This is a genomic window from Streptomyces sp. PA03-6a (genome assembly GCF_033792765.1).
GTDB lineage: Bacteria > Actinomycetota > Actinomycetes > Streptomycetales > Streptomycetaceae > Actinacidiphila.
In genome coordinates, this window is the sequence record NZ_JARAVK010000117.1 from 1 (window position 1) to 21793 (window position 21793).

The window sequence follows — 21793 nt, forward strand, 5'->3', positions numbered from 1 at the left end:
GGGGTTAAGGCTCCCAGTAGACGACTGGGTTGATAGGCCGGATGTGGAAGCCCAGTAATGGGTGGAGCTGACCGGTACTAATAAGCCGAGGGCTTGTCCATAGGTTGCTCGCGTCCACTGTGTAGTTCTGAAACAACGAACCGTTGGTTCGACAGTTTCATAGTGTTTCGGTGGTTATAGCGTTAGGGAAACGCCCGGTTACATTCCGAACCCGGAAGCTAAGCCTTTCAGCGCCGATGGTACTGCAGGGGGGACCCTGTGGGAGAGTAGGACGCCGCCGAACAATTATTAGCCTCAGCCCCTGAGTTTCGACTCGGGGGCTGAGGCTTTTCTGCGTTGTCCCCGAAAACGTGCCGGGCCGGCCGGATCCGGTGCCCGACTACAGTGGGGCGGTGCGCTACGACCTGGTCATCTTCGACAACGACGGCGTGCTCGTGGACAGCGAGCCGATCGCCAACCGCATCCTGGCGGGCCTGCTGACAGAGTTGGGCCACCCCACCACGTACGAGGAGTCCGTCCGCGACTACATGGGCTCCGCGATGCACCGCGTCCACGACCTCGTTGCCGAGCGCACGGGGCAGCGGCTGCCGGAGGACTTCGACGCCACGTACTACGCACGGGTCTTCGAGGGCTTCCGGCGTCAACTGGAGCCGGTGCCGGGCGTGGCGACCGTGCTGGGGAAGCTGGCGGCGGACGGGGTGGCGTACTGCGTCGCGTCCTCGGGCAGCCACGAGCGGATCCGGGTGGCGCTGAAGAAGACCGGACTGTACGGGTACTTCGACGAGGAGCGGATCTTCAGCGCCCAGGACGTCGGGCGCGGGAAGCCGGCACCCGACCTGTTCCTGCACGCGGCGCGCACGATGGGCGTGGCGCCGGAGCGGTGCGCCGTGGTGGAGGACAGTCCGCTCGGGGTGCAGGCCGCGGTGGCGGCCGGGATGGACGCGTACGGCTTCACGGCGATGACGCCGGCGGAGAAGCTGGCGGGAGCGGGCGCCGGGGCGCGGGAGTTGTTCGCGGACATGGCGGAGCTGCCCGCGAAACTGTTCGTGTGATCGACCTACCCGTCCGTAGCCCGCGGCCCTACGCTGCACGCTCATGGACGGCATCGACGGCGGATTGCGCCACGGACGGGCCTCGTTGGCCGTCAGTTTCTTCGCGCAGGGGGCGGCGTTCGCGCTGCTGGTGACCCGGATCCCGGCGCTGCAGGACCGTTACGGCATCAGTGACGCGCTGCTGCCCGTGTTCCTGGCCGCGGTGCCCGTCCTGGCGGGCGTGGGCAGCGTCGTCACCGAGCACCTGGTCAAGCGGGTGCGGCCGAGCGTGGTGCTGCGCTGGGTGCAGCCCGTGGTGTGCCTGGCGCTGCTGGGCGCCGGCGCAGGGGACGCGTTGTGGCAGCTGGCGACGGCGCTGGCCGTCTTCGGGATATGCGTCGGCGCCCTGGACGCGTCCATGAACATGCTCGGGGTGAGCCTGCAGCGCGCGTACGGGCGCAGCATCATGCTGGGCTTCCACGCCGCGTACAGCTTCGGCGGCATTCTGGGGGCGTCGCTGGCCTGGGCGGGGGCGCACTGGCACCTGTCGTTGGCGGTGCTCTACGGGCCGGTGGTCGCGGTGCTGATCCCGCTGACGCTGGTGGGCAGTCGCTGGTACGTCGACCAGAAGGCCGATGTCCCGGACGGGCAGGACGCGGTGGCCTCGCCGGCCGCGACCGCGGTGACGATGCGGCTGCTGCTCCCGCTCTGCATGGTGATGGCCTTCGCGTACATCGGGGACTCCACCGTCTCCAACTGGAGCGCGAAGTACCTGCAGGACGTGCTCGGCAGCTCCGAGCAGTTGGCGACGGTCCCGTACAACGTCTACATGGTCACCACGCTCCTGGGCCGCGCGGTCGGCGACCTCGGGGTGCGGCGGTTCGGGGCGGCGGCGGTGGTGCGCGCGGGCGCGCTGGTGGCGGCGGCGGGCTTCGCGGTGGTCGCGGCCGCGCCGGGCGCGTGGGTGGGGATGGCGGGGTTCACGCTGCTGGGCCTGGGGCTGTGCGTGATCGTGCCGCAGACGTTCGCGGCCGCCGGGCGGCTCTTCCCGGGGGCGTCGGACACGGCGATCGCCCGGCTGAACATCTTCAACTACGTGGGTTTCCTGGTCGGTTCGCCCCTGGTGGGCGCGCTGGGCGACGCGTGGAGCTACCGGGGGGCGATGCTGGTCCCGATGCTGCTGGTGACGGCGACGCTGCTGTACGCCCGCTCGTTCGGGGCGGAGCCCGCCCGATACGGTGTCGACCATGAGCGGCCGCGCACAGCTGATGTGGGACGAGCAGGTAACGGGCTATGACTTCGGTCGCGGCCACCCGATGGACCCGGTGCGGCTCGCACTGACCATGGGGCTGGTCCGGGCCTTCGGTCTGGACCGGGCGGTGACCGTGGCCGCGGCCCCCGCGGCCGGCGATTCGACGCTGCGCCTGGTGCACGACGCGGAGTACGTGGCGGCGGTGCGCCGCGCCTCCGCCGACCCCAAGGGCATGACGGAACTGGCGTACGGCCTCGGCACCGAGGACACCCCGGCGTTCGAGGGCATGCACGAGGTCTCGGCGCTGATCGCGGGCCAGTCGGTGGGGGCGGCCGAGGCGGTGTGGCGCGGCGAGGTGACGCACGCGGTGAACTTCGCGGGCGGGCTGCACCACGCGATGCCCGGGATGGCCTCCGGGTTCTGCGTCTACAACGACGCCGCGCTGGCCGTCGCCCGGCTGCTGGAGCTGGGCGCGGAGCGCGTCGCGTACGTGGACGTGGACGTGCACCACGGGGACGGCGTCCAGACGGCCTTCTGGGACGACCCGCGCGTGCTGACGATTTCGCTGCACGAGCACCCGCGCACGCTCTTCCCGCAGACCGGCTGGCCGGAGGAGACCGGCGGCCCGGAGGCGCAGGGCGGCGCGGTGAACGTGGCGCTGCCGGCCGGCACCGGGGACGAGGGCTGGCTGAGGGCGTTCGACGCGGTCGTCCCGGAGCTGCTCGCGGCCTTCCGGCCGCAGGTGCTGGTGACCCAGCACGGCGCGGACACGCACTTCGAGGACCCGCTGGCGCATCTCGCGGTGAGCCTGGACGCGCAGCGGGCGGTGGCGGAGGCGCTGCACGCCCTGGCGCACGAGCACGCCGAGGGCCGCTGGGTCGCCCTGGGCGGGGGCGGTTACGCGGTGGTCGACGTGGTGCCCCGGACGTGGACGCACCTGGTGGGCATCGCCGCCGGGCAGCCGGTCGCGCCGGAGGCGGCGACGCCCGAGGAGTGGCGGGCGGAGGTGTACCGCAGGACGCGGCAGATGGGGCCGCTGCGGATGACGGACGGCCGGGACGCGGCGTTCACCGGGTTCCACGACGCGGGGTACGACCCGGCGGACCGGCTGGACCAGGCGATCCTGGCGACCCGGCGGGCGGTCTTCCCGCTGCACGGGCTGCTGCCCTAGGTGTACCCGGCCAGGCCCCGGGCACGGCCGGGCCCGGCGAGGAGTGGTCAGGCGCCGGCCCGCAGCAGTTCCGCCGCACGTTCGGCGATGGCGTAGACCGTGGCGTTGGTGTTGGCCGAGACCGGGGCCGGCATCACCGAGGCGTCGGCCACGCGCAGGCCGTCGACACCGCGCACCCGCAGGGCGGGGTCGACGACGGCGTACGCGTCGGTGCCGATGCGGCAGGTGCCCGCGTAGTGGTTGTAGGAGCGCAGGTTGCGGCCGAGGTAGGCGCGCAGCTCGGTGCCGCCGGTGGTGTCCGGGCCGGGGAGGACCTCCTCGCCGTACCAGTCCGCCAGCGCGGGGCCGGCGGCGATCTCCCGGGCCGCGTCCAGGCCCCGCACCATGGTGTCGAGGTCGCGGATGTCGGCGTAGTAGCGGGGGTCGATGAGCGGTGGGGCGCCGGGGGCGGTGGTGGAGAGCCGGACCGTTCCGTGGCCGTACGGCGCCATGAGGGCGACCATGATCGTCCAGCCTTCGCCGACGGCCGGTCCGGGCAGGCTCTCCTCGCGGATCGGGACGTCGACGACCTGCAACTGCACGTCGGGGCCCGGTGCGTCGGGCCGGGTGCGGATCAGGCCCTGGACCTCGCCGTGGTTGTTGGCGCCCGGCGGGACGGGGCGGGGGGCCCGTACGACGACGCCGCAGACCACGTGGTCCAGCAGGTGGGAGCCGACGCCGGGCAGGTGCACGGCGGTGGGGATGCCCCAGTGGCGCAGGTGGTTGCGGGGGCCGATGCCGGAGAGCATGAGCAGTTGCGGGGTGCCGACCGCGCCCGCGGCCAGGACCACCTGCCCCGACGGGGAGCAGCGGGCGGTGCGCAGTCCGCCGTCCACGGCGTACTCCACGCCGGTGCAGCGGTCGCCGGCCAGGAGGACCCGGTGCGCCAGGGCCCCGGTCAGCACGTGCAGGCCCGGCCGGTGCCGTGCCGGGCGCAGGTAGGCCGTGGCGGCGTCCTGGCGTACGCCGTCGGCGATGCTGAGGTCGCCCCAGCCGAACCCCTCCTCCAGGCCGCCGGCGAGGTCGCCCGCCTCGGGGTGGCCGGCGTCGACGGCTGCGCGCAGGAAGTCCCGGGCGACGGGGTGACGGTCGGTGGCGGGGCCGACCCGCAGGGGTCCTTCCATGCCGCGCAGTTCCGGGTCGCGGCCCGGGACGCCGGTGAGGTCCTCACTGCGGCGGAAGCAGGGCAGCAGGTCGTCCCAGCCCCAGCCCTGCGCGCCCTCGGCGGCCCAGGCGTCGTAGCCGGAGCGGTGGCCGCGCAGGAAGTTCATGGCGTCGATGGCCGAGCTGCCGCCCAGGCCGCGGCCGCGGGGCCACGGCACGGCGAGGCCGGTCCCGGTCTGCGGCACGGTTCGGTCTGCCCAGTCCAGGGGGGTGCCGAGCAGGCCGGGCCAGGCCGCGGGGACGGAGACCTCCGGAGGGTGGGCCGCCCCGCCGGCCTCCAGGAGCAGCACGCGGGCCGCGTCGTCCTCGGAGAGGCGGGCGGCGAGCACGCACCCCGCGGATCCCGCCCCCACCACGACGTAGTCGAACTCGCCCGCATCGGCGGAGGTGTCGGCCACGGGGGTCCTCCCGTCACTGTCGCGCGCTATGTCCGCATTGTACGGAGGGTTTCGCCGGGCACGCCGACCCGAACGGCCGCCCCTCGGGAGTGACGTCCGGGCCGTTCCGGCACGTGAGGGGGGCGGGGGAGGCCACCATCGGCGCGTGGTGACTGTTGCCGCGCTGCGGGCGCATCTGGTGGGGGCGGGGATCGCGGGGGTCGTGACGACACCGCGGGAGAAGAGCCTGCGCAGCTATCGGCTGTTCGCCGCGGGTGATCCGCGGCAGACGCTGGGGCTGGAGCCGGCGCGGGCTTGGACGCAGTCCGGTCTCCTGCGGTTGATGGCCGACCGATGTGGGGTTTCGCCTGACCCGGGGCACACTTCCGGGCAGGATGTGATCGACCCGGACCGCACGCTCGCGGGGCTCGAGGCCTTCGCCGGCCGGCTGAAGGAGGCCGCGGGGCGCAGGGAGCCCGTCCTCATCGGTACTGGTCACCCGCATCGGCTGCTCGGCTTCTACGCCGGATTGGCGGCCGGGCTGTCGGCGGCGGGATGTCCCGTCCTCACCCCATCGCATGGCCGATGTATCGACATGGCGACGCAATTCGGCCTACGCACGTACAACCTCTGGTACGTAGGGGGCGTCGCGACGGTCCGCGATGCGCCGGGTGAGGGCGCCCGTGGTGCGCCGGCGGTACACACGCACTCCCCGCTCCCGGTTCGGGCCGCGCTGGCCGGTGCGGCAGGACGCGGGGGACTGCTGCCGAGCCTCGTGGTGGGAGACCACGGCTGGGTCTGCGGAGCAGGTCAGCTGGGCATCGAGGCCATCGGGCTGGCCGATGCGGACGACCCCGCGGTCTTCGTCGCCGAGGCGGAGGGCAGGGTTTCGGTCGTGGTTCCGCTTGATGACGCTGTGCGGTCCGATTACTACCGACCGCTTACGCGCTATGTACTCAATCGAGCGTGTCTGTCACAGTAGTCAACCGATCGCTACTCCTCTTCCCCACTTGCATCACCCGCACCTAATCTGGGGAGGAGCGCACGTGCGAGAGGGAGTCACCGGAGGGGAAGCCGGTGCCCGTCATGTGCGGAAGGTTCAGGTGTGTCATGGCTTCAAGCGAGAGGCCTCTCAACGAGGTCGTGTTCCTGACCGTGGCAGAGGTCGCCGCGGTGATGCGAGTGTCCAAGATGACCGTGTACCGGCTGGTGCACAGCGGTCATCTGCCGGCGATCCGGGTGGGGAGGTCCTTCCGGGTGCCGGAGCAGGCCGTCCATGACTATCTTCGGGAGTCCTACGTGGGGGTGGGGGAAACTGCCTGACGACCGCCTCGGTTTCTACTCGGCGCTTGCGGACGGGTAGGCTGTGCCGACGTAGGTCGTGTGGGCTCGGACGCCCCGCACCGAGTGAAAACGAAGCGAGGGTAGTCGTGGGCTCTGTCATCAAGAAGCGGCGCAAGCGTATGGCCAAGAAGAAGCACCGCAAGCTGCTGAAGCGTACGCGTGTGCAGCGTCGCAACAAGAAGTAAGCGAGCTACGCGTCGCACTTCACTGCCCTCCCGCCCCCACGGACCGTGGGGGCGGGAGGGCAGTCGCGTTCCCGGGGGGACCGCCGGCCGGGCCCTCCTTGACGGTGCTCGTACGTTCGGGCGTCATCACGGCGCAACATCGAACCGATACGGTGCGTACATGCGGTGCGAGGGAAGGCGCTGATCTTGGGCAAAGTGGTGCTCGTGACCGGAGTCGCCCGCCGGCTCGGCGGCCGGCTGGTACGACGCGTGATGCGCGACCCCGACGTCGACCGGGTGATCGGGGTCGACACGATGCCGCCCCCGCACCATCTGGGCGGCGCGGAGTTCGTCCGTGCCGACATCAGGCACCCGATGATCGCGAAGGTGCTGGCGGAGCACTCGGTGGACACGGTGGTCCACATGGACGTCAGCGGCACGCTGCCCGGCCGCAGCAGCCGGACCGCGGTCAAGGAGACCAACGTCATCGGCACGATGCAGCTGCTGGGCGCCTGCCAGAAGGCCCCGACGGTGCGCCGCCTGGTGGTGAAGTCCACGACGAGCGTGTACGGCTCGGCGCCCCGTGACCCGGCGGTCTTCACCGAGTCCATGCCGCCCAAGTCGCTGCCCAGCGGCGGCTTCGCGAAGGACGCGGTGGAAGTCGAGGGATACGTACGCGGCTTCGCACGGCGTCGCCCGGACGTTGCCGTATCGGTTCTGCGGTTCGCCAACATCCTCGGCCCGCGGGCCGACACCCCGCTCGCCGAGTACTTCGCGCTGCCGGTGCTGCCGACCGTGCTCGGCTACGACCCGCGGCTGCAGTTCGTGCACGAGGACGACGTCGTCGACGTCCTGATGCTGGCCCTGCGCGACGAGCGCAACGGGACGATCAACAGCGGCACGTTCAACATCGCAGGTGACGGAGTGCTCCTGCTGTCGCAGACCGCGCGACGGCTGGGGAAGCCCACGGTGCCGGTGCTGCTGCCCGCCGTCACCTGGGTGGGGCAGATGCTGCGCACCGCCGGCGTCACCGACTTCTCGCGCGAGCAGATCCGGCTGCTCACCCACGGCAGGGTCGTGGACACCACGCAGATGCGCGAGACGCTCGGCTTCACCCCGAAGTACACCACCGCCGAGACCTTCGGCGACTTCGCCCGCAGCCACGGCCCCGGCCTGCTGCCGCCGGACCGGCTCGCCGAGGCCGTCGACCGGCTCGCCGCGCTGGTCCCCGCGGGCGGCCCCCGAGGACTGAGCTCGTGAGCAATGCTGCGAGGAGGAACCGCACCATGGCGGACGCCAAGGTCATCCCGTTCGACGAGGACACCCGGACGCGGAGGGGGGCGCCGCGGTCGCGCGGGCGGGCCGCGGCCCGCGGAAAGGCGGGCGGCGACACCGGGAACGCGGTGGCCGCGCTGCCGGTGGAGGAGCGGGCCGTGCGCGTCGCCGCGGAGCCCGACGCCGTCCAGGACGCCGTGACGGCCTCCGCGGACACCCCCGGCACCGATGGTGCCGGTGAGGCGTCCGAGGGCGCGCAGGCGGCGGCGGAGGGCGCTGAGCGGCACCCCGGCACACCGGGCGGCCCGCTGGTCGCCGCGCTCGGCTCGGCCGCGGACCGGCTGCTGGGCGGGCCCTGGGAGCGCCGGGTGGCGCACGGGCTGGCCTTCCTGCGCCGCCGGATCACCGGCGACTACGAGGTCGACGACTTCGGCTACGACGAGGAGCTCACCGACCAGGTCCTGATGTCGCTGCTCCGGCCGCTGTACGAGTCGTACTTCCGGGTCGAGGTGAAGGGCATCGAGAACATCCCGGCCGAGGGCGGTGCCCTCGTGGTGGCCAACCACTCCGGGACGCTGCCGATGGACGGGCTGATGATGCAGGTCGCCGTCCACGACCACCATCCCGCGGGGCGGCACCTGCGACTGCTGGCGGCGGACCTGGTGTTCGTGCTGCCGCTCGTCAACGAGCTGGCCCGCAAGGCCGGGCACACCCTCGCCTGCGCGGAGGACGCCCAGCTGCTGCTCGAACGCGGCGAGGTGGTCGGCGTGATGCCCGAGGGCTTCAAGGGGCTCGGGAAGCCCTTCTCGGAGCGCTACAAGCTGCAGCGCTTCGGGCGGGGCGGCTTCGTCGCGACCGCGCTCAAGACCGGGGTGCCGATCGTCCCGTGCTCGATCGTGGGCGCGGAGGAGATCTACCCGATGGTCGGCAACGCCAAGACGGTGGCCCGGCTGCTGGGCTTCCCGTACTTCCCGGTGACGCCGACGTTCCCGTGGCTGGGGCCGCTGGGCATGGTGCCGCTGCCGACGAAGTGGACGATCCAGTTCGGCGAGCCGATCCCTACGGACGGTTACGCGCCGGAGGCGGCCGAGGACCCGATGCTGGTCTTCAACCTGACCGACCAGGTACGCGAGACCATCCAGCACACCCTCTACAAGCTGCTGGTGCAGCGCCGCTCGGTCTTCTTCTGAGGCTTCGGGCCGTGTGTCCGGGAGCCGGACACACGGCGGTGGGCCGGGGCATGGCGCCCCGGCCCACCGCCGTGAGGTCCCCGCTCAGTCGCCCCGGTCGTCCTCGGCGCTGAGCCCGAGGCCCGGGAGCAGCCCGGGCAGCAGCGGCGGGAGGGTGACCGACGGCTGGGTGCCGTCGCCGCCCGAGGTGCTGCCGGTCGGCGTGGGGTCGAGCAGATCGCCGGTGCCGCCGATGAGGCCGCTGTCCGAACTGCGCGACGCCGAAGGACTGGCCTTGTCGTCTCCGCGCTCGTCGGCGGACCCGCTCGCGGAGCCGCTGACCGAGGGCGAGGGCCCGCGGGTGCCGCTCGCGGAGCGGTCGCCGCTGCCCGGGACGCCGCGGCCGTCACCGTGGCCGGAGCCGGTGGAGGGCGGCAACAGCCTCTGCAGCGGGGCCACTTCGTCCTCTATGGCGTCGAAGACGGAGGTGACCTTGTTGCCCACGTCGTCGAGCCGGGAGGGGAGCTTGCCGCGCAGCTCGGTCCAGCCCTTGCGGTGGTTGCTGGAGAACGCGGAGAGCGTCTCGATCGGCTGCAGCGACCCGTCCTTGCGGTACGCGGCGGCGAGCAGCCGGTGGCCCTCGGAGGCCTCCTGCTGCATCCCCGACAGCGCCCTGCGGATCTCGCCCACCGACTCGTCGTCGAGCTCGCCACCCCGGCCGCGTTCCATGAGGCGGCGCGCCTCCTGGAGCCGGGTGGAGGCGAGGTCGAGGTAGACCTTGCCGCGGTCGGCGTCGTCGTCGGCGAGGTTGAGGCGCATGTCCTCCATGCCCCGTTTGAGGCCGTAGAGGGTGTCGCCGGGCAGCGCGTCCGTGCTCGCGGCGGCGACGCCGCCGAGGGCGCCGGCCGCCACACCGACGGAGAGGCCGCCGGCGGCGAGCCTGCGCGACCACGCGGAGCGCGGCTTCAGCTTGCCGAGACCGCGGCCGTCGGCGCGGTGCGCGCCCCGGCCGCCGTCGCGTTGTACGGGAACCGTCAGGGTGCCGTCGGCGAGCGCGGCCTCCATGGCGGCGATCAACTGGGCACGCTGGACGGTCTTGGTCTCCGGGTCCAGCGTCGGTCGCGGTACGTCCCGCAGGGCGTCCGCCAGGGCCAGGAACGTGCCCTGGCCCGGATCCGCATGCCGGTCCGCGGCGTGGGCGCCGTGCTGTACGCCGGCACCCGTCTGGGGGCCTTCGCCCTCGAGGGCGTCGGCGAAGGCGTTAGCCCGCCGGTGCGCCGTTGGATTCGCGATCACGGGCGGCACCTCCTCTCGTCATCCACCTCGACTCCCCGTAGTGCCTTCAAGGTTGTGCACCTTGAGCCTTTCCACCCAATCGAGTGATCGGAAGCGGGCAGAGCACGGCATTGGGGGGTCCGCATGTGATGCAACGAGTGCCGCCCGAGTTGGGTTACGCAGTCATGATGATCGGACCGTGGAGGCAGTCGCAAGATGAAGATCCATCCATTGCGCTATCGCGCGTCGTCGGGGAGGAGCCGGGCGAGGGTCCGTACGGCGCGGTACTGCAAGGTCTTGATCGCGCCCTCGTTCTTGCCCATGATGCGGGCCGTCTCGGCGACCGAGAGCCCCTGCAGGAAGCGCAGCGTCACGCACTCCTGCTGCTGGGGGTTGAGCTTGCGGACGGCCCTGAGCAGCGACTCGTTGGACAGCGCCTCCAGGACGCAGTCCTCCGGGCTGGGCTCGACCTCGTTGGCGTCGAGCATCTCCCCGGTGGTCACCTCCAGCCGGAAGCGGCTGGACTTGAAGTGGTCGGCCACCAGGTTGCGCGCGATGGTGACCAGCCACGCGCCGAAGTCACGCCCCTGCCAGGTGAAGGTGCCGATGCGGCGCAGGGCGCGCAGGAAGGTCTCGCTGGTCAGGTCCTCGGCGGTGGCCTTGCCCCCGACGCGGTAGTAGATGTAGCGGTAGACGGTGTCCGAGTAGTGGTCGTAGAGGCGCCCGAAGGCCTCGGTCTCGCCGGCTTGGGCGCGCTCGACCAGGTCCATCATGCGTCCGCTGTCACTGTCGGCCGCCGGCCGGCGCGGGGTGGCGCCCGTGGACCGGTCGGCCTGCTGGGTGCTGCGGGACCGTCTGCCGACCGTGGCCCGGCCGTCGGCCAGCGCGTAGGCGCGGCCGGCGGGCGCTGCCGCCGTGGCGAGTGCGGGGACGAGCACGGCGTGCGCGGGGACGACGCGCAGCAGGTGCTCGGCCACCAGTGCGCGCAGCGTAGCCAGGCCAGAGGCGTCAACCCCGGTGTGTGGGTACACGGGACTCCCAGAGGCAGAACTTCCATCACGTGCAGTACGGAACCGTTCACCCGTCGTAGGGACGTGTGGGTACCGGCTTGCGTCTGAGGAGAATAACGCTTCGTACAGGCGACGCTACACCGAGTTGCTGAAATCGTCGGTTCCGCCCACTCTCTGGCGGAATGGTGATCGATCAATTATCGAACACCGAAACAGTGTTGACCACATAGCGTCGTGAAATGCTCGCGTGGAGAGCGTGTTGTGGCTGTGTGGCTCACCGTGAACTGACGGGGCGCCAGAGGGTGACCCGGGCGTGTCGCCCGCGTCCCTAGCGGCGGCGGCGTTGCAGGGCCATCGCGGCGGCCGCGCCGCCCGCCACGGCGCCCACGCCTGCGGCCGCCGGGATGCCGATCTTCACCGCCTTGCGGCCGGTGCGGTAATCGCGCAGCCGCCAGCCCTTTTCGCGCGCGTGTTTGCGCAGCCGCGTATCGGGATTGATCGCATATGGATGTCCGACGAGCGACAGCATCGGGATGTCGTTCGACGAATCGCTGTACGCGGCGCAGCGCGAGAGTTCGAGTCCCTCCGCGGCGGCGAGCGCCTTGACCGCCTCGGCCTTGGAGGGGCCGTGCAGCGGCTCGCCGACCAGCCGGCCGGTGTAGAGGCCGTCGACGTGCTCGGCGACGGTGCCGAGGGCGCCGGTGAGGCCGAGCCTGCGGGCGATGATCGTGGCCGTCTCCACCGGGGCGGCCGTCACCAGCCAGACCCGCTGTCCGGCGTCGAGGTGGGCCTGGGCGAGCGCGCGGGTGCCGGGCCAGATCTTGTCCGCCATGTACTCGTCGTAGATCTCCTCGCCGATGGACATGAGTTCCTCGACGCGGTGCCCCTTGATGATCGAGAGCGCGCTCTCCCGCACCTCCTGCATGTGCTCGGGGTCCTCGGACCCGGCGATCCGGAAGTACGCCTGCTGCCACGCGAAGCGCGCGAGGTCACGGCTCTGGAAGAACTTCCGCTTGTACAGGCCGCGCCCGAAGTGGAAGATCGCGGCGCCCTGCATCACGGTGTTGTCCAGGTCGAAGAAGGCGGCCGCGTGCGGATCGCCGACCACGGGGAACGCGGGGACGCCCGCCCGGTCGTCCTTCTTCTCCACGGGTGCCGCGAGCGCGGCCTCCGCCGCGGCCTCGCCGGCCAGCACGCTGCGCGCGGTGGCGGAGCGCTTACGGGGGGTGAGCCATCGCAGAGCGGCCATGGGGCGAGCATAGCCAGTCCGTTGGGCAACTCCGGTGCACCGATGGAGCAGGTGAATGAACTCCTCGCGACGAGGGTGTTACCGCGGGTCGGGAGTTGACGGAGGCAGAATGGCCGGCATGAGCCCTCTGTTCGGACGCGATGCCCGCAATGCCCGGAGAAACCCGGCGGATCGGACGGTGACGCTGATCGCCAAGCCCGGCTGCCACCTGTGCGACGACGCGCGGACGGTGATCCGCAGGGTCGTCGACGACCTGGGCGCGCGCTTCGAGGAGAGGGACATCACGCGCGACGAGGAGCTGCACGACCGGTACTGGGAGCAGATCCCGGTCGTCCTCATCGACGGGGAACAGCACACCTTCTGGCGTGTCGACGAGGGCCGGTTGCGGCGCGGGCTGGGCGCCTGAGGGCCCTGTTGCGACAGGTGGGCGATTTGCGCGTGTTCCTCTGGACGCGGGTGCTCGATTACCATCAAGGCGTTTTGTGTAGTGCGGGGGTGCGTGAGTAAGGATGGTGACTGCGTGCTCCCGGGCAGACTTCAGGCGCGCGGCGGCTTCGCCGTGGTCGATCTGGAGGCCACCGGTTCCAGTTCGCGGCGCCACCGGGTGGTCGAGCTGGCCGTGGTGCTCCTCGACAGCGAATTCGGGCACGAGGGCGAGTTCTCGACCCTCGTCGACCCCGAGGGGCCGGTCGGCCCCACCCACATCCACGGCATCGAGCCCCGCCACGTCGAGGCGGTCGGCGCACCCCTGTTCGGGCAGATCGCCCCGAGGCTGCTGGGGCTGCTGCGCGGGCGGGTGCTGGTGGGGCACAACGTCGGCTGCGACCGCGCGTTCCTGGCGGCGGAGTACGCCCGGCTCGGCGTGGAGTTCCCCGTCGTCCCCGAACTGTGCACCATGCGGATGGCCGCGCTGCGGGAGGCCGCCCCGGGCGGGCTGAGCCTGCTGGCGTGCGCCGAGGCGGCCGGACTGACCGGCTGGACCGCGCACACCGCGCTGGGCGACGCCCGTACGACGGCCCGGCTCTTCGCCTCCTACGTCCCGGACCACCCGGGTGGACCCGCGCAGACCGAGAAGGCGCTGGCGCGCGCGGCGGTGGTCGAGTGGCCGCAGTTGGCCGGAGCGGACGCGCTGTGGGTGGGGCGCCGGGGTGCGGACCGGGCGCCCGCGTGGAACGTTCCGTCGCAGCAGAAGGTTTCTTATGTCCGTAATGGGGGTGCGTGATGCCGGTCACTTCCCCCGGGCAAATCGGACACCATCTTTGTGCACGCGTTCACAAAGACATAGCCTGGCGTGCACGGGGCGGTCCCAATGACGGGTGCCGCTCGCAGCCCAGCTCTACCCGCAGGAGCATCGTGGCAACTGGCCGAACTCACCGACCGGCGACCCGCAGCCGAGGGATTCCCGAGGCCACCGTCGCCAGGCTCCCGCTGTACCTGCGGGCCCTGACCGCGTTGTCCGAGCGATCGGTGCCCACCGTGTCCTCGGAGGAGCTCGCGGCCGCCGCCGGGGTGAACTCGGCCAAACTGCGCAAGGACTTCTCCTACCTCGGTTCGTACGGAACCCGCGGGGTCGGCTACGACGTCGAGTACCTCGTGTACCAGATCTCCCGCGAGCTGGGCCTCACCCAGGACTGGCCGGTCGTCATCGTCGGCATGGGAAACCTCGGGGCCGCGCTCGCCGGGTACGGCGGCTTCGCCTCCCGGGGTTTCCGCATCGCCGCGCTCATCGACGCGGACGTCCAGCTCACGGGACGGCTCATCGCCGGGCTGCCCGTGCGGCACGCGGACGAGCTGGAGGGCATCGTCCACGACAACCAGGTGTCCATCGGCGTGATCACCACGCCGGCCGGGGCCGCCCAGGAAGTCTGCGACCGCCTGGTGGGCGCCGGGGTCACCTCGATCCTCAACTTCGCCCCGACCGTGCTGACCGTCCCCGACGGGGTCGACGTCCGCAAGGTCGACCTCTCCATCGAGCTGCAGATCCTCGCCTTCCACGAGCAGCGGAAGGCCGGCGAGGAGCTGGAGGGCAGCCTCGCGGCGCCCCCGGTGGCGGCCAAGGCGGCCCGCGACGGCGGCCGCCGTCCGGGACCTGACGGGGACGTCCCCGCCGTGATGCCGGCATGAGCCTCCTCGTCGTCGGACTGAGCCACCGCACCGCCCCCGTCAGCGTCCTGGAGCGCGCGGCGCTCGGTGAGGACACCAAGGGCAAGCTGCTGCTGGACGTCATGGCCGCCGAGCCCGCCGGTGAGGCCGCGGTGCTGTCCACCTGCAACCGCATCGAGCTGTACGCGGACGTCGACAAGTTCCACGCCGGTGTCGCCGAGCTGTCCACGCTGCTGGCGCGGCACAGCGGGGTCGGTCTCGACGAGTTGACCCCGCACCTGTACGTGCACTACGAGGACCGGGCCGTCCACCACCTGTTCTCGGTCGCCTGCGGCCTGGACTCCATGGTCGTCGGCGAGGGCCAGATCCTCGGTCAGATCAAGGAGACCCTGGGGCTCGGCCAGGAGCTGCACACCGCGGGCCGGTCCCTGAACGACCTGTTCCAGCAGGCGCTGCGGGTCGGCAAGCGTGCGCACTCCGAGACCGGGATCGACCGGGCCGGGCAGTCGCTGGTCACCTTCGGCCTGGAGCAGATGGCCGAGGCCGTCGGCGGCGTCCCCTTCGAGGAGTGGGGCAAGGGCAAGCGCGCCCTGGTCGTCGGCGCCGGCTCGATGAGCTCGCTCGCCGCGGCCACCCTCGCCCGCGCGGGGGCGGGCGAGATCGTGGTCGTCAACCGCACGCAGGAGCGCGCCGAGCGCCTCGCCGAGAGCGTCGGCGGCCGCGCCGCGTCCATGGAGGACCTGGCCGGCGAGCTGTCGTACGCCGACATCGTCGTGTCCTGCACCGGGGCGACCGGCCTGGTGCTCACCGCCGACACCGTCGCCCGCGCCACGCTCTCCCGGGCCCTGCGCTCCGGCGGCGAGCCCGTCGCGCCCATCGGGATGCTCGACCTCGCCCTGCCGCGCGACATCGACCCGCTGGTGCACTCCCTGGACGGCGCCCACGTCACCGACCTGGAGACCATCGCCGCGGCCGCTGCCGACGCCCCGATGGCCGCCGACGTCGACGAGGTGCGAAAGATCGTTTCCGCTGAGGTGGCCGCCTTCGGCGCCGCCCAGCGTGCCGCGCACATCACGCCGACCGTCGTCGCCCTGCGCGCCATGGCCGCCGACCTGGTCGCCACCGAGCTGGCGCGTCTCGACGGCCGCCTCCCCGACCTGGACGAACGGCAGCGCGCGGAGGTCACCCAGACCGTGCGCCGCGTCGTCGACAAACTCCTGCACGCGCCTACTGTGCGGGTCAAGCAGCTCGCCGGCGAGCCCGGTGGCGCCGGGTACGCCGACGCGCTGCGTGAACTCTTCGACCTGGACCCCCAGGCGGTCGCCGCGGTCAGCAGGGCCGACTCACCGGGCACGCCGGTGATCCCCTCCGCGGCCGTCCCGCCGGCGGTGTCGGCTGCTTCAGCAACGAGTGACTCGAATCGAGGGCGGGCATGACGAGCCCAACCGCACTGAAACTGGGAACCCGGCGCAGCGCGCTGGCGCTGGCGCAGTCCGGCATGGTGGCCGAACAGGTCCGCCGGATCACCGGCCGCGACGTGGAGCTGGTGGAGATCACCACCTACGGCGACGTCTCGCGTGAGCACCTGGCGCAGATCGGCGGTACCGGCGTCTTCGTCTCCGCCCTGCGCGACGCGCTGCTGCGCGGCGAGATCGACTTCGCCGTCCACTCCCTCAAGGACCTCCCGACCGCCGACCCCGAGGGCCTCACCCTCGCCGCGGTCCCCCTGCGTGAGGACCCGCGCGACGCGCTGATCGCGCGCGACGGCCTCACCTTCGAGCAGCTGGCCGCCTCCCCCCGGGGCGCCCGCATCGGCACCGGCTCGCCGCGCCGCATGGCGCAGCTGAACGCCTGGGCCCGCTCGATGGGGGTGCGCGTGGAGACCGTGCCGATCCGCGGCAACGTGGACACGCGCATCGGATATGTTGCCTCAGGCGACCTCGACGCCGTCGTGCTCGCCGCCGCCGGACTCAGCCGGCTGGGCCGCCTCGCGGAGGCCACCGAGCTGATCTCCTGCGACGTCGTGCTGCCCGCTCCCGGACAGGGGGCGCTGGCCGTCGAGTGCTCTGCGGACGACGCAGGGCTCGCCGGCGTGCTCGCCGAGCTCGACGACCCGTTCACCCGGGCCGCCGTGACCGCCGAGCGCGCACTGCTCGCCGCCCTCGAGGCCGGCTGCTCCGCGCCCGTGGGCGCGCTGGCCGACCCCGTCGTGGACGGGCAGATCACCGAGCTGCGCCTGCGCGGTGTCGTCGGGACCACCGACGGCTCCTCGCTGGTGCAGATGTCCATCACCGGTCCGACCCCCGCCTCCCGGGACGAAGCCGTGGCCCTCGGCCACGAGCTCGCCACCGAGATGCTCGCCAAGGGTGCGGCCGGTCTTATGGGGGAGCGCGAACTTTGAGCCCCACCGCCGCCGCAGCGACCAACACGACCGCAGACGCCACCGCGGCCGGGCCGGCAGGACCGGCAGGCAGGACGGGTACCGCGGGAACCGCGGGCCGCACCGGGACCGCGGGCACGGGTACGCCGCGTTCCGCCCACGGGCACGTCACCTTCCTCGGTGCCGGGCCCGGTGACCCCGGGCTGCTGACCCTGCGCGCCGTCGAGGCGCTCGCCCACGCCGACGTCCTGGTCGGCGACCAGCACGTGCTGGACGTCGTACGGACCCATGCCCGGCCGGGCGTGGACACGGCGCAGCCGGGCGACGCTGAGGGGGAGTTGAGCCCTTCGGCCGCCGCGGCCAAGCTTTTCATGGCCTCCGCGCGCACCGGCAAGCGGGTCGTCCGTGCGATCGCCGGCGATCCCGGACTCGACTCCGCGGCCGCCACCGAGATGCTCGCCTGCGCGCAGGCGGGCATCCCCTTCGAGGTCGTCCCGGGCGTGGCCGCGGCCGTGGGCGTGCCCGCGTACGCCGGCGTGCCGCTCAGCGGCGACGTGCGGTTCGTGGACGCCGCGACCGCGTCCGGACGGTGCTGGAGCGAGGTGGGCACGAGCGACGCGACCCTGGTCGTCTCCACCACCCTGCAGACCGTCGCCGCCAACGCGGCGGAGCTGGTCTCGGGGGGCCGCAAGCCGGACACCCCGCTGACCGTGACCGTCGCCGGTACGACGACCCGGCAGCGCACCTGGTCGGCGACCCTGTCGACGATCGCGGCCGAGCTGAAGGCGACGAAGGCGCTGCCCACCCCGGAGGGCCCGATCGCGGCGATAGCCGTGGTCGGCGAGCCGACCACGCGGCGCGACCTGCTCTCGTGGTTCGAGACCAAGCCGCTGTTCGGCTGGAAGGTGCTCGTCCCGCGCACCAAGGAGCAGTCCGCGTCCCTCTCCGACCAGTTGCGCTCCTACGGTGCCGTGCCGCACGAGGTGCCCACCATCGCGGTGGAGCCGCCCCGTACGCCGCAGCAGATGGAGCGCGCGGTCAAGGGCCTGGTCACCGGACGGTACGAGTGGATCGCCTTCACCTCGGTGAACGCGGTCAAGGCCGTCCGCGAGAAGTTCGAGGAGTACGGGCTCGACGCGCGTGCCTTCGCCGGGATCAAGGTCGCGGCGGTGGGCGAGCAGACCGCCCGGGCGCTGGTGGACTTCGGCGTGAAGCCTGACCTGGTGCCCAGCGGCGAGCAGTCCGCCGCGGGCCTGCTGGAGGACTGGCCGCCCTACGACCCCGTCTTCGACCCGATCGACCGGGTCTTCCTGCCGCGCGCCGACATCGCGACGGAGACCCTCGTGGCGGGCCTCGTGGAGCTCGGCTGGGAGGTTGACGACGTCACCGCCTACCGGACCGTGCGGGCGTCGCCGCCGCCGGCGGAGACCCGTGAGGCGATCAAGGGCGGCGGGTTCGACGCGGTGCTGTTCACCTCGAGCAGCACGGTGCGGAACCTGGTCGGCATCGCGGGCAAGCCGCACAACGTGACCGTGATCGCCTGCATCGGCCCGGCCACCGCGAAGACCGCGGAGGAGCACGGGCTGCGGGTGGACGTGATGGCCCCGGAGCCGTCTGTCCACGCGCTCGCGCAGGCGCTGGCGGACTTCGGGGTCCGGCGGCGCGAGGCGGCGATCGCCGCTGGCGACCCCGTGACACGTCCCAGCGAGCGCCGTCCCGGGTCCCGGCGCAGGGCCCGCGTCTGACCGGACCCGGCCGTGTTCTCCGTGCCCCCGGCTCCCTCCTGGGAGCCGGGGGCCGTCGCGTTCCGGGGCCGACACCGGGTCGGCATGAGCACGGCGCACACGGGCGTACCGTGGAACGCGGAAACGGCCCGGGACGGAGAAAGGCGCGGCGCGGTGATGAGCGGAAACGGAAGCGGATACGGTCAGTTCCCCGGTACGAGGCCCCGCCGGCTGCGCACGACGCCCGCGATGCGCCGCCTCGTCGCGGAGACCCGGCTGCACCCCGCCGAGCTGATCCTCCCGGCTTTCGTCCGCGAGGGCATCGACGCGCCGGTGCCGATCTCCGCCATGCCGGGCGTCGTCCAGCACACCCGTGACACCCTCCGCAAGGCCGCCGTGGAGGCGGCCGAGGCGGGCGTGGGCGGGATCATGCTCTACGGCGTGCCGCTGGACGAGAAGAAGGACGCCGTGGGAACGCCCGGCACGGACCCGGACGGGATCCTGCAGGTGGCGATCCGCGACGTGGTCGCCGAGGTCGGCGACGCCCTGGTGGTCATGTCCGACCTCTGCCTGGACGAGCACGTCGACCACGGCCACTGCGGCGTGCTGGACGCCGAGGGCCGGGTGGACAACGACGCGACGCTGGAGCGGTACGCGGAGATGGCCCGGCTCCAGGCGGACGCCGGTGTCCACGTCGTCGGCCCCAGCGGCATGATGGACGGTCAGGTCGGCGTGATCCGGGGTGCCCTGGACGCCGCCGGGCACCAGGACGTGTCGGTGCTGGCGTACACGGCGAAGTACGCGTCGGCGTTCTACGGGCCGTTCCGGGAGGCCGTCGGATCCTCGCTCAAGGGCGACCGCAAGACCTACCAGCAGGACCCGGCGAACCTGCGGGAGTCGCTGCGCGAACTGGCGCTGGACGTCGCCGAGGGCGCCGACATGGTGATGGTGAAGCCCGGACTGCCGTACCTGGACGTGGTGGCGAAGGTCGCCGAGTCGGTGGACGTGCCGGTGGCGGCGTACCAGGTCAGCGGCGAGTACGCGATGGTCGAGGCGGCCGCCGAGCGCGGCTGGATCGACCGCGACCGGGCGATCATGGAGGCCCTGACCGGCATCCGCCGCGCGGGCGCCCAGCTGATCCTCACCTACTGGGCGACCGAGGTGGCCGCCCAGCTCTGACGGCTCCGACGGCTCTGACGGCTCCGACGGCGGCCCATCGGCCGCCGTCGGAGCCGTTTCCGCGCACCGGGCGCCGCTCCCGGTGAACAGCCGCGCCGGGCAGGCGAGTCCGGCCAGGGCCGCGATCGGCGACAAGGCGCCGGGACGCCCCACCTGACCCGCTGTCACTCCTCGGCAAGCGGGTCGTTTCCCCGTGTGCATCGCCGGTGCCGCCGTTCGGCAGGTGAGGCAACGTGCCGCGGTGCCCGTGCCGTTCGGGTCCGGTCGGGGCGTGATCGGCGGCAGAGGAGTGATCATGCTCGGCCGGGTCTGCAGCCGGGGCGGTCACCTGCCGAAGGAGGGGTGGCGGCGCTCTTCCCGCCTGCTCGGGCGTGGTGCCTTCAGATGATCGCGCGCAGGACGCGGAAGCGGACGGCGTGGTTCCAGGCCGTGCGGCATTTCATTACATCAAGTGGCTTTGGGTGCGATTCGGACTTAACGGCCGATGTGGGTGGCAAATTCACAGCAAGTCCACAGCAGGCGGAGGCACAAGGGCCTCCGCCGTGAAAGGAGAACCGCGATGCGGATTCCCCGATTCGCCGCCGCGCTGGGCGTCGCGGCCGCCGTCCTTCTGGGCGGGGCCGGTGCCGCCAGCGCCGCAGCGCCGCCACCGGCGGCGGTGTCGCAGACGACCCAGGCGACAAACGACCGGGGCGGCGAGTACCGGCACGACGGCGACCGCGGCCGGGGCGGCGAGTACCGGCGCTACGGTGACCGCGGCCGGGGCGGCGAGTACCGCCGTGACCGGGGGCGTGACGGCCGCTGGTACCACCGCCACCACCGGCACCACCCCCGTTGGCACCACCGCCACCACCGTCACGACCACCGCTGGCACTTCCACCGCTGAGCGGTACTGACCGGGTCGTCTCGGGGGTGTCCTTCCACCGCGGGGAAGGACACCCGTACCTCGGGCCCGGCAGGGGATCCGTCTAGTCCCACCAGAAGGACCAGGTGGGCACGCCCACCAGGGACTCGGCGTACGCGCGGAGCGAGCCGCTGCCCTGGGTGATGTTGTCCGGGCAGAAGGCGAAGTGCTCGGCGGCCACGGCCTCGGCCTCCCGCACGGTGGCCGGCGGCGCGGCCACCGACAGCACGAGTACGTCGAAGGCGAGGGCCACGACGCGCACGCCGAAGCGCTCCTCCCAGGAGCGCAGCACCGAACAGAGCCGGGCCACGTCGTTCTCGTGGTTGCACGGCCCCGTCCAGCCGATGGCCGCGGGGACGTCGGCGCTGCGCCGGGCGGGGACGAGGGCCGCTCGGGGGTCCTTGAACCACCCCGTCTCGACCACGGTCGCGGCGACCTCGGCCGCCCTGACGTCCGGGTCGGCCTCGAACTCCCGCGGCGGGGCGAGGCCGGGCCACGCCCGGCCGAACGGGGCGACCAGGTCCGCCGCGTCCTCGTCGGGGGCCGCGTCCTCCGCGTCGTCCTCGTCCTCATGGCCCCAGAAGTCGGCCAGCACCTCTTCGGCGTCGTGGTCGCCCGGGTAGGACATCATCCCCGGGTCCAGTTCCGCCGTGGCCGGCCGCGCCGCGTCCATGGAGAGCAGCACCGGGTGCAGTCCCGCCGTCATGCGCGCGGGGAGCAGCCGTTCCCAGGAGCCGGGCCCGGCGGTCTCCTCCGCGTGCCAGAGCAGCGGTTCGGGCCACCGGCCGTCGCTCGTGGCGTCGACGAGCGTGCCGGGCGGGAGGTCGAGGCCCAGGGACCGGCCGGCCGGGTCCTGCGCGAGCTTCGGGAGCTGGTTGGGGAGCATCGCCATGGGCGTGAATGTAGGGGTGCCCACTGACAACGGCGGCCCCGGGGGGAGTGTCGACTCCCGCCGGGGCCGCCGTCGTACGGACGCGGGGCGC

Annotated in this window: 21 protein-coding genes and 2 rRNA genes; 18 read left to right on the forward strand and 5 right to left on the reverse strand. The window is 72.6% G+C overall.

The window, feature by feature from the left end; all coding sequences use genetic code 11:
- From PV350_RS25880 to PV350_RS25900, 5 genes are all read left to right on the forward strand, one after another.
- Window positions 1-101 (forward strand): 23S ribosomal RNA (locus PV350_RS25880); the annotation flags it as partial.
- A 65-nt stretch (window positions 102-166) separates the two neighbouring features.
- Window positions 167-283: ribosomal RNA gene (rrf, locus tag PV350_RS25885) — 5S ribosomal RNA — on the forward strand.
- Window positions 284-392: 109 nt separating this feature from the next.
- Window positions 393-1052, forward strand: a complete 660-nt coding sequence (locus PV350_RS25890; RefSeq protein ID WP_499513256.1) for an HAD family hydrolase — start codon at window positions 393-395, stop codon at window positions 1050-1052.
- 43 nt (window positions 1053-1095) lie between these two features.
- Window positions 1096-2328, forward strand: coding sequence for an MFS transporter (locus tag PV350_RS25895; RefSeq protein WP_500336364.1), 1233 nt, complete (start codon window positions 1096-1098; stop codon window positions 2326-2328).
- Window positions 2279-3454: an acetoin utilization protein AcuC gene (locus PV350_RS25900; protein WP_499513258.1), complete on the forward strand. Its 1176-nt coding sequence runs from the start codon at window positions 2279-2281 to the stop codon at window positions 3452-3454. The genes PV350_RS25895 and PV350_RS25900 overlap by 50 nt, the downstream gene beginning before the upstream one ends.
- Window positions 3455-3501: 47 nt before the next feature.
- On the opposite strand, the gene PV350_RS25905 is transcribed toward PV350_RS25900, so the two are convergent.
- Window positions 3502-5055, reverse strand: a complete 1554-nt coding sequence (locus tag PV350_RS25905; RefSeq protein ID WP_500336366.1) for a GMC family oxidoreductase — start codon at window positions 5053-5055, stop codon at window positions 3502-3504.
- A gap of 145 nt (window positions 5056-5200) precedes the next feature.
- Here PV350_RS25905 and PV350_RS25910 point away from each other — a divergent pair, with 145 nt between their 5' ends.
- The 5 genes from PV350_RS25910 (at window position 5201) to PV350_RS25930 (ending at window position 9007) form a co-directional block, all read left to right on the forward strand.
- A complete protein-coding gene (locus PV350_RS25910) occupies window positions 5201-6016 on the forward strand; it encodes a phosphatase (protein WP_500336367.1) in 816 nt (271 codons plus the stop codon).
- Window positions 6017-6144: 128 nt separating this feature from the next.
- Window positions 6145-6357 (forward strand): helix-turn-helix domain-containing protein, encoded by a 213-nt coding sequence (locus PV350_RS25915; RefSeq protein ID WP_018558718.1) that lies wholly within the window; start codon window positions 6145-6147, stop codon window positions 6355-6357.
- Window positions 6358-6464: 107 nt separating this feature from the next.
- Window positions 6465-6563, forward strand: coding sequence for a 30S ribosomal protein bS22 (locus PV350_RS25920; RefSeq protein ID WP_003948845.1), 99 nt, complete (start codon window positions 6465-6467; stop codon window positions 6561-6563).
- 186 nt (window positions 6564-6749) lie between these two features.
- The gene (locus PV350_RS25925; RefSeq protein ID WP_499513261.1) at window positions 6750-7802 is read left to right on the forward strand and encodes an NAD-dependent epimerase/dehydratase family protein; all 1053 of its coding nucleotides are present in this window, start codon (window positions 6750-6752) and stop codon (window positions 7800-7802) included.
- A gap of 26 nt (window positions 7803-7828) precedes the next feature.
- A complete protein-coding gene (locus tag PV350_RS25930; protein WP_499513262.1) occupies window positions 7829-9007 on the forward strand; it encodes a lysophospholipid acyltransferase family protein in 1179 nt (392 codons plus the stop codon).
- Between the two features lie 84 nt (window positions 9008-9091).
- Here the strand turns inward: PV350_RS25930 and PV350_RS25935 are convergent, their stop codons facing one another.
- The 3 genes from PV350_RS25935 to PV350_RS25945 all read right to left on the reverse strand — a co-directional run bounded on the left by PV350_RS25935 (window position 9092) and on the right by PV350_RS25945 (window position 12520).
- Window positions 9092-10282 (reverse strand): DUF5667 domain-containing protein, encoded by a 1191-nt coding sequence (locus tag PV350_RS25935; protein ID WP_500336369.1) that lies wholly within the window; start codon window positions 10280-10282, stop codon window positions 9092-9094.
- A 215-nt stretch (window positions 10283-10497) separates the two neighbouring features.
- Window positions 10498-11292: a sigma-70 family RNA polymerase sigma factor gene (locus PV350_RS25940; RefSeq protein ID WP_499513264.1), complete on the reverse strand. Its 795-nt coding sequence runs from the start codon at window positions 11290-11292 to the stop codon at window positions 10498-10500.
- Between the two features lie 307 nt (window positions 11293-11599).
- A complete protein-coding gene (locus tag PV350_RS25945) occupies window positions 11600-12520 on the reverse strand; it encodes an HAD family hydrolase (RefSeq protein WP_499513265.1) in 921 nt (306 codons plus the stop codon).
- 109 nt (window positions 12521-12629) lie between these two features.
- On the opposite strand from PV350_RS25945, the gene PV350_RS25950 reads away from it, so the two are divergent.
- From PV350_RS25950 to PV350_RS25985, 8 genes are all read left to right on the forward strand, one after another.
- Window positions 12630-12926 (forward strand): glutaredoxin family protein, encoded by a 297-nt coding sequence (locus PV350_RS25950; protein ID WP_499513266.1) that lies wholly within the window; start codon window positions 12630-12632, stop codon window positions 12924-12926.
- 114 nt (window positions 12927-13040) lie between these two features.
- The gene (locus tag PV350_RS25955; RefSeq protein ID WP_499513267.1) at window positions 13041-13742 is read left to right on the forward strand and encodes a 3'-5' exonuclease; all 702 of its coding nucleotides are present in this window, start codon (window positions 13041-13043) and stop codon (window positions 13740-13742) included.
- A gap of 131 nt (window positions 13743-13873) precedes the next feature.
- The gene (locus PV350_RS25960) at window positions 13874-14644 is read left to right on the forward strand and encodes a redox-sensing transcriptional repressor Rex (protein WP_499513268.1); all 771 of its coding nucleotides are present in this window, start codon (window positions 13874-13876) and stop codon (window positions 14642-14644) included.
- Window positions 14641-16059 (forward strand): glutamyl-tRNA reductase, encoded by a 1419-nt coding sequence (locus PV350_RS25965; protein ID WP_499513269.1) that lies wholly within the window; start codon window positions 14641-14643, stop codon window positions 16057-16059. The genes PV350_RS25960 and PV350_RS25965 overlap by 4 nt, the downstream gene beginning before the upstream one ends.
- On the forward strand, window positions 16056-17024 hold the full coding sequence (gene hemC, locus PV350_RS25970) for a hydroxymethylbilane synthase (RefSeq protein ID WP_500336370.1): 969 nt from the start codon (window positions 16056-16058) through the stop codon (window positions 17022-17024). The genes PV350_RS25965 and hemC overlap by 4 nt, the downstream gene beginning before the upstream one ends.
- Entirely contained in the window at window positions 17021-18748 is a 1728-nt protein-coding gene (locus tag PV350_RS25975) for a bifunctional uroporphyrinogen-III C-methyltransferase/uroporphyrinogen-III synthase (protein ID WP_500336371.1), read from the forward strand. Before hemC ends, PV350_RS25975 begins: the two co-directional genes overlap by 4 nt.
- Before the next feature lie 156 nt (window positions 18749-18904).
- A complete protein-coding gene (gene hemB, locus PV350_RS25980; RefSeq protein WP_500336372.1) occupies window positions 18905-19906 on the forward strand; it encodes a porphobilinogen synthase in 1002 nt (333 codons plus the stop codon).
- 559 nt (window positions 19907-20465) lie between these two features.
- The gene (locus PV350_RS25985) at window positions 20466-20792 is read left to right on the forward strand and encodes a hypothetical protein (RefSeq protein ID WP_499513273.1); all 327 of its coding nucleotides are present in this window, start codon (window positions 20466-20468) and stop codon (window positions 20790-20792) included.
- Window positions 20793-20874: 82 nt separating this feature from the next.
- Here PV350_RS25985 and PV350_RS25990 read toward each other — a convergent pair whose 3' ends face one another.
- Window positions 20875-21702, reverse strand: coding sequence for a DUF4253 domain-containing protein (locus tag PV350_RS25990; protein ID WP_500336373.1), 828 nt, complete (start codon window positions 21700-21702; stop codon window positions 20875-20877).
- Window positions 21703-21793 lie beyond the last annotated feature (91 nt).